Annotated in this window: 7 protein-coding genes; 3 read left to right on the forward strand and 4 right to left on the reverse strand. The window is 42.2% G+C overall.

What is annotated here, in order from left to right:
* Positions 1-53: 53 nt before the first annotated feature.
* The 4 genes from PVE40_RS08055 to PVE40_RS08070 all read right to left on the reverse strand — a co-directional run bounded on the left by PVE40_RS08055 (position 54) and on the right by PVE40_RS08070 (position 4,655).
* A complete protein-coding gene (locus tag PVE40_RS08055; RefSeq protein ID WP_274731386.1) occupies positions 54-1,115 on the reverse strand; it encodes an ABC transporter ATP-binding protein in 1,062 nt (353 codons plus the stop codon).
* A complete protein-coding gene (locus tag PVE40_RS08060; RefSeq protein ID WP_274731387.1) occupies positions 1,108-2,763 on the reverse strand; it encodes an ABC transporter permease in 1,656 nt (551 codons plus the stop codon). The genes PVE40_RS08055 and PVE40_RS08060 overlap by 8 nt, the downstream gene beginning before the upstream one ends.
* A 66-nt stretch (positions 2,764-2,829) precedes the next feature.
* Complete coding sequence (locus PVE40_RS08065) at positions 2,830-3,888, reverse strand: ABC transporter substrate-binding protein (protein WP_274731388.1); 1,059 nt, start codon at positions 3,886-3,888, stop codon at positions 2,830-2,832.
* Entirely contained in the window at positions 3,888-4,655 is a 768-nt protein-coding gene (locus PVE40_RS08070; protein ID WP_274731389.1) for a sugar phosphate isomerase/epimerase family protein, read from the reverse strand. Before PVE40_RS08070 ends, PVE40_RS08065 begins: the two co-directional genes overlap by 1 nt.
* Before the next feature lie 156 nt (positions 4,656-4,811).
* On the opposite strand from PVE40_RS08070, the gene PVE40_RS08075 reads away from it, so the two are divergent.
* From PVE40_RS08075 to PVE40_RS08085, 3 genes are all read left to right on the forward strand, one after another.
* Positions 4,812-5,522, forward strand: a complete 711-nt coding sequence (locus PVE40_RS08075) for a tyrosine-protein phosphatase (RefSeq protein ID WP_274731390.1) — start codon at positions 4,812-4,814, stop codon at positions 5,520-5,522.
* A gap of 81 nt (positions 5,523-5,603) precedes the next feature.
* Entirely contained in the window at positions 5,604-6,251 is a 648-nt protein-coding gene (locus tag PVE40_RS08080; RefSeq protein WP_274731391.1) for a YczE/YyaS/YitT family protein, read from the forward strand.
* A 194-nt stretch (positions 6,252-6,445) separates the two neighbouring features.
* On the forward strand, positions 6,446-7,069 hold the full coding sequence (locus PVE40_RS08085; protein ID WP_274731392.1) for a YczE/YyaS/YitT family protein: 624 nt from the start codon (positions 6,446-6,448) through the stop codon (positions 7,067-7,069).
* Positions 7,070-7,238: the final 169 nt, after the last annotated feature.

Raw genomic sequence — 7,238 nt, forward strand, 5'->3', positions numbered from 1 at the left:
AATTTTCCCCAACACAAAAAAACGATCCACTCAAAAGCAGATCGCTCTTTCCATCACGCTTGCACACTAACTTCCCTTTTTACCACATACACTTCATCATCTATTCCAGCTGCATATGGCTGGGTAGAGATAACTTCGAGTTCAATTCCCAGCGCACTGACAATATAACGCGTTTCTCTCCCAAGGAATTGTTTATCTTTAATGCGCGCCGGGATTCCCGCACGGTGATCATCGACTGACGATAGCATCAGTTCTTCAGGGCGGATGGGATAGATTTGCTTCACTTTAAAATCTTCCGTTACACCATCTCCTTGCCAAGTGATGGTCTTGGCATTTTCTGGATGGAACTGATTTCCTTTCCATTCTCCTTTTACGAGTACCGCTTTGGAGACAAAATCTGCGACAAATGGTGTTTTGGGCGAATGATACAAATTATATGGGGTATCAATCTGTTCGATTCTTCCTTTATTCATGACAATGACTCGATCAGCTAGCGCCATCGCCTCTGCTTGATCATGTGTCACATACAGGATGGTCGCCTTGGTAAGACGGTGAATTCTTTTGATTTCTTGAATCATCACTTGTTTCAAGTGAGCATCTAGAGCACTTAATGGTTCATCCATCAACAACAACTTCGGCTGTGAGACAATGGCTCGGGCTAGTGCGATACGTTGTTTCTGACCGCCAGATAGTTCATGTGGATAGCGTTTCTCGAACCCATCCAACTCCACCAATTGAAGTGCTGCTTCAATCATTTCCTTGTGCATATGACGCTCAAAGCGTTTCTTGTTTTGCGAACTTTTCAGCGGATAGGCTAGATGCTGTTCAATATTCATATGCGGCCAAAGGGCAAAGTGCTGAAAGACCATTCCGAGCTGCCGCTCTTCAACTGGAATGGTTGTTTGACGATCGTAAAATATATCTTCGCCAAACTGAATCGTGCCGCTGGTTGGCTCAATAAACCCTGCAATGGATCGTAAAAGCGTCGTCTTCCCGCATCCAGACGGTCCGAGAATCGCGATAAATTCATTCTCTTCAATTGAAACATTAATTTCATCAAGTGCCTTTGTTTCCCCAAAATGTTTTGATACTTTTTTGATGCTCAGTTTACGCATGCTTTTTCATCTCCTTTTGTTCCAACCGGCTACGGATGAGGACGAGAGCCATAATAAAAATGGTTAACAGTACCGAGTAGGCTTGTGCGATTTGATTATCTCCACCTGTTTGTAAGTTAAAAATCGTTAATCCGACTGTTTTTGAGTCCGCTGCTATCAGCAGAGAGGACAGTGTTAGTTCCGTAAAGGCGCTAGTAAACATCAGGAATGAACTAGCCAGCACTTGATTTTTAATAAGAGGAATGATGATTCGCGTCCATTTTTCCCATCTTTTAGACCCTGAAATCATCGCTGCTTCTTCTAATTCTACGCCCACACTCAACAACGCTGTATTGCTCCCTCTTAGAAGAAGCAACACATACCGGGTAACATAGGCAATAAACAAAATCCAAATTGTCCCGTATACATTCGGCACTTTACTCCAGTAGAAAATCATGCTGAGTGCCAGGACGATGCCTGGTGTAGAAAAGGTAAGGGAAGCACCGATTTCAATCGGCAAGGTTGCCCCTTTATCAATTCGTTGTTTGTAATACATGACCCATATACTGAATCCGATGCAAACGACGATGGACAGAATCGTTAGCCAAAAACTGGTCAAAAAGCCTTCATACATGGCAGGCGTTTGGAAGATAAACTGATAGTTATCCCACCCCATCTTAGTAGGATCAAAAATGGAACGAGAGTAACCAGTTTGCAGTGACGAAAAGAACATCACAACCAGAGGAACCATGTTCATGACTACCAGAAAAAGAATGGACAGGAATTCCGCAAAGCTGCGTTTCCTTTTCGTAAAATGGATTCTTGGTGAATAGTCCACTCGTGAAGAATCCAAGACAACAGATTTCCGTAACACCCACCACTGAATCCCAATTCCAATAAATGCGAGCATCGATAAGAAAATGGACAACACGGCTGCTTGATTGAAACTATTTGGACCAAACCCAATTGCTTTTTCATAAATATAGGTACTGAGAACAGTAATTCCAGCCGGCGACCCTAGAGTTGCTGGAATTGCAAAGTTATCAATAGAACTTAAAAAAGCTAAAATAATGCCACTGACTAAAGCCGGTCGGACACTTTTGAAATTAATCTTCCGCAAGGTCTCTTTTAAACGATACCCCGCTACTTGAGAAGCCCACTCTTGCTCCTGAGGAACCTTTCTAAGAATGTCGACAACATTCAAATAAACGAGCGCGGCATTACTCAACCCCAAGACAAAAATAATTCCGGTCAGAGAATACATATTGACCGCTGGGAGATGTACCGTACGTAACAAGTGGTTAACCGGGCTGTTTCCAGAAAAAACAACGGTCCAAGAGAGGGTAACCACGTAGCCGGGAATAACATAGGGGAGAATAATGAGTAGCTCAATGAGTCTCTTGAATCTCACATTCGTATACGCAACTAGTACGGCATAACCAATTCCCAGTACAGCCGCAATCAGGGTCGACCATACAGCAATTACTAATGTACTTTGAATTGCTTGGATCGTCCGTCCAGACTCAAATAGGGTCGTGAAATTGTCCACCCCCCATCCTCCATCTGTCTCTAAACTCATCTTGAATAAGGTGAGAAGTGGGAATAAAAAAATAGCAAGCCCTATAAATAAAAATAAAACACGATAGAAAGTTGGCTTTACATTTGACATAGGATCTCCTTATAAAGACAGAAGAATGCGTCGGATTGCTCTACCCGACCCATTCTTCCCTCGTTCTTATTCTTGGCCGAACATTTCTGCAAATTGTTCTTTATCTGCTTCTCGGGTTTCCATTACTTTGTTTTCATCAAACGCGATTGGCTCGATCTCATCTGCTCCGCGCATTCCTTCAGGAGCAGCAACTCCTTCGCGTACTGGAGTATATCCCATTTCTGAGGTGACACTTTGTCCCTCTTCTGAAAGAATATAGTCTACAAAGTGTTGGGCTAATTCGGCGTTTTCAGAACCATTGATGATTCCAATAGGTTCCGTTACATAAAGAACCCCTTCTTCTGGATAAATGAATTCAATAGGCGCTCCGTCCAGACGAGCACGGTTGGCCATGTAATCAACCAGCATCCCAATGCCTTCTTGTCCATTCAGCAATGCATCACGCACTGTCCCATTCCCTTGTCCGATAAATACATCGTTTGCTTTCATTGATTCATACCAATCCCACTGTATCCCTTCTTGTTGGGTGAGGATGGACAGGTTTAAGGAAGCAGCTCCTGAATAGAGCGGGCTTGGCATCATGCTTTGGTCACGGTAAGCTTCTTCGGTCAAACTAGAAAAGCCAGTGATTCCACTCGGATCCACTAGGTCTGTATTTACCGCAATTCCTGTGGCGATGATTTTTGTTCCTGTGTATAAATGTTCTTCGTCTCTGTACTCAGCAGGAATCGATTCAATTTCTGGAGATTCATAGGGTTGTAATAAATCTTCTTCTGCTAATCCTTCAAAGGTGAAGCTATCAGAAACAAGTAGCGCGTCTGCTAAAATATCGCCTGTTTCCTTTTCCGCCATGACTTTTGAAATCACTTCTTCTGTCCCGGAACGGAATACATTCACGTCAATATTTGGGTAAGCCTCATTAAAAGATGCAACAAGTTCGGCGATATCTTGTTCAGGTTGGGATGTATACAGGGTAAAGGAACCTTCTACATCGGTTGCAGCTGCTACTTGATCTTTTTCAACTGCTACACTTTCACCTGACTCTACTTCTGCGGGTTCTGTTGTCCCACATGCTGCAAGTGTAAAAGCCGACATTCCAATCGCCATCCATTTATTCCATTTCATTAATAATTCTCCTCCAAATACATGATATTTTCTTTTAATAATTGTTTTTCTAATCCGGTATCCATTCCTTCTATTACAATTGGCAATCCCGTGCTTACTATAACGGATTTGAGTGCTTGATAATCTAGATCCCCTTCAGCCAACTTTGTATGATAAGTACTGCCCTGATGGTTACTAATGTGTAGTTTCCGTATTCGTGGTAGATGGAGCAGGTACTCTTCAATCATGGCTTCGTCCTCACAGTGTGCTAAGTCGAGCGTTACATACATTTCTTCCCACAGATCTCCAGCAACGCGCTCGAGTGCTTGTCGAGTAGTAACAAACTCTCTGCCAATCGGCTCCATAATTTCAAACGAAATGGGTTGATTACAGGCATTCGCATAACTCATCAATTCCTTCATAGATTCATAAAGATATTGATCATACGATTCTACATCCAAGTGAATCGACATTCGCCCTGGATGAATGGTCACGTCCTTCGCTCCGATTGATCGAGCGAAATCAATCGACTTCTTCGTCTGCTTGATGGCTACTTCTCTGACTTCAAGTTGCAGGGAGGATAAGTTTAAGTCCCAACTGAAGGCATGGACAAAGACTTCCCGCTTGTATTTCTTAATCAATGACTTTATCTCTGAAGTCGTCGTTCCTTGAAATTCTACTTGTTGATGGAAGATTTCAACACCTAAGTGATGCTCTTTTGCAGTTTGGAAAATTTCTTCCATTGAATGATTCCACATTAACGGCGTGGAAAGATAATAGTTTGTCATCTTGCTTTTCCATCCACTCCCTTCTCTCAACAATATTTATTATAGAGGACGAGTGTAAACTTGCTGTAAAGAGTATGTTAAATTTCCCCCAAGCCATCTATGTCTCTGTTTCTCTATGATATGATGTGAAAAAAGAGCAAAGAAAAGAGGGATTTGATGGGAAAGCATCATTACTTTGAAGAGATTGTAAATTTTCGTGATATAGGGGGGCACAACACTAGAGCCGGCCAGTCATTGCAGGAAGGACAACTCTTCCGGTCAAGCATGTTGTTCGGACCAACATCACACGATCAAGAAAAGTTTAAGAAACTGGGTATTCAAACGATCATCGATTTGCGTTCTCCTAAAGAAATAGCTCGTGAGCCAAACCCCTATGCGGAAGCTGTGTGTGTTTATCAAGCAGTGAATTTAAGCGGGAACACCGATGCTGGTCGAAGTGCAGAGTTGGCGAAGAATGCGGAGGAAAATCCTTATTTCATGAGTGAGCGCTACCTGGAATATGTCGCTTCAACTGATCGGATTGCCGAAGTTTTCCGGATTATCCTAGCTCAAAAAGCACATCCTATTGTCATCCATTGCAGTGCTGGAAAAGACCGGACTGGAGTAATTGTCTATCTGCTTCTCCAACTACATGATGTGCTCTCAGCAGAAATTATCGCTGATTATCAAGTGTCTTATACCTATATCAAGCATGACCAACGAATATTACGAGCAGAAAACAATTTGAATATTTATATTTCTCATCCTGAGATAATGGAGATATTCCATACTCAATTTTTGGAGAAGTATGGCAATGTGGAGAACTATTTCTTACAGATAGGGATGAATAAGGAAGAAATAAACGGTCTTAAGAAGCTACTATTATAATCCTCTCCATTGACATCCCCGCCCTGCCCATTTAAACTATTCTAGTTGTCACTGCTCAGCCACTAGAAAACGAGGAAATTCATGAATAAAAAATGGGTACGAGTACTTCTTTCATTTGTCGGTGTTCTGTTAATTGGTTTATCAATCGGTGTTTCGCGGTTGGCTGATTTAGGAACGGATCCTTTTACTACTTATAATTTAGGATTAAGCAATTTTTTTAATATTCAATTTGGAACGTATATGATTATTTCAAACGCAATCGGTTTGGTTCTGGTTTTCCTCACCGCTAAACACTTAATCGGCATCGGAACACTGTTTAACATTATCATGGTCGGGTATGTTTCTGACTTTACGGTAAACCTCTTGTCAGCACAGTTTGGTGAGATTGATTCGCTTGTCTTACGGATTGTTTTGGGCGCAATCGGGTTGTTGGTTTTGGCAGTTGGAGCCTCCCTATATATTGTTGCGGAACGTGGGGTGGCGCCGTACGATGCGCTGCCGGTTATTGTGGAACAAAAATCGAACGGCCGTATTTCTTTCCGGGCTGCTCGTGTGATTTCTGATATTCTCTGTATCGGGATCGGCATCTCCCTTGGCGCAACTTTCGGTGTAATCACGATTGTGTCTGGTTTCTGTATGGGTCCATTGATGCAGGTCTTCCGTACTCTTTTCACCAATAAACTTGCGACATTTGAGGAAGACACATTTGTTATTCAAGAAGAAAGCTAAATAATCCTGAGCTACCCATTTTTGACTCAAAGTGGGTAGCTCAGAAATTTTTTCTCGCTGAACTACCCATTTTCCACCAAAATGTGCCATTTTAGATGGATGTTTCTTCATCTTGACTTCTACTCTTCTACCACTTACACTAAAATAGAAATCAACTTCAATATTCTTACAAAAATACAAAAAAGAGGAAGATCATGAACATCCAACGCGTTAGGCTGCTCCTTTCATTTGTCGGTGTTCTCTTTATTGGCTTAGCGATTGGACTTTCGCGGGCGGCTAATTTAGGGACGGATCCTTTTACCACTTTCAATGTCGGCTTAAGTCATTTTTTTGGTATTCAGTTTGGCACGTATATGATTCTCACAAATATTGTTGGGTTGATTTTGATGTTCTATACAGCGCGGAACCTGATTTACATTGGGACTTTTATGAGTATTATCTTGGTCGGTTATATTTCGGATTTCGTAGTATCCATCCTGTTTCATCAGTTTGGGAACTTGGAGTCTCTCCTTATTCGAGGAGTATTGGGTGCTTTAGGGATTGTCCTCTTGGCATTTGGGGCTTCTCTCTACATTGTGGCGGCACAAGGAATCGCACCTTATGATGCACTGCCGGTTATTGTGGAATCTAGATCAAAGGGCCGGATTTCTTTCCAGACAGCTCGAATTGTTTCGGACATTGTTTGTATCACGGTCGGTTTCTTATTCGGAGCAACAGTTGGTGTCATTACTGTGATTTCTGGATTCTTCATGGGACCATTGATGCAATTCTTCCGTACCCGTTTCACGAATACTCTTCAATCTTACGTAAAAAAGTAGGCTGCCACTAGGGACAGCCTACTTTTTTGGTTCTATGTCAAATAGTGTTGGTGGACCAAATGAAAGTCAAAGCGAAGACTAACTCGCTTTGGCTTTTTCTTTTTCTTCTTGTCGGCGCTTTTCCTCCTTGTAATGGAGTGCCTTCGGCTCAAATTGGCTCGCAGTCAGG

This window comes from Jeotgalibaca caeni (assembly GCF_028863945.1).
GTDB lineage: Bacteria > Bacillota > Bacilli > Lactobacillales > Aerococcaceae > Jeotgalibaca > Jeotgalibaca caeni.

What these genes read in the sequence shown, in the direction of transcription:
- PVE40_RS08075 (WP_274731390.1), top strand. Translation starts at nt 4,812, where the DNA reads ATGGGAAAGCATCATTACTTTGAAGAGATTGTAAATTTTCGTGATATA.
- PVE40_RS08055 (WP_274731386.1), bottom strand. Translation starts at nt 1,115, where the DNA reads ATGCGTAAACTGAGCATCAAAAAAGTATCAAAACATTTTGGGGAAACA.
- PVE40_RS08085 (WP_274731392.1), top strand. Translation starts at nt 6,446, where the DNA reads ATGAACATCCAACGCGTTAGGCTGCTCCTTTCATTTGTCGGTGTTCTC.
- PVE40_RS08070 (WP_274731389.1), bottom strand. Translation starts at nt 4,655, where the DNA reads ATGACAAACTATTATCTTTCCACGCCGTTAATGTGGAATCATTCAATG.
- PVE40_RS08065 (WP_274731388.1), bottom strand. Translation starts at nt 3,888, where the DNA reads ATGAAATGGAATAAATGGATGGCGATTGGAATGTCGGCTTTTACACTT.
- PVE40_RS08060 (WP_274731387.1), bottom strand. Translation starts at nt 2,763, where the DNA reads ATGTCAAATGTAAAGCCAACTTTCTATCGTGTTTTATTTTTATTTATA.
- PVE40_RS08080 (WP_274731391.1), top strand. Translation starts at nt 5,604, where the DNA reads ATGAATAAAAAATGGGTACGAGTACTTCTTTCATTTGTCGGTGTTCTG.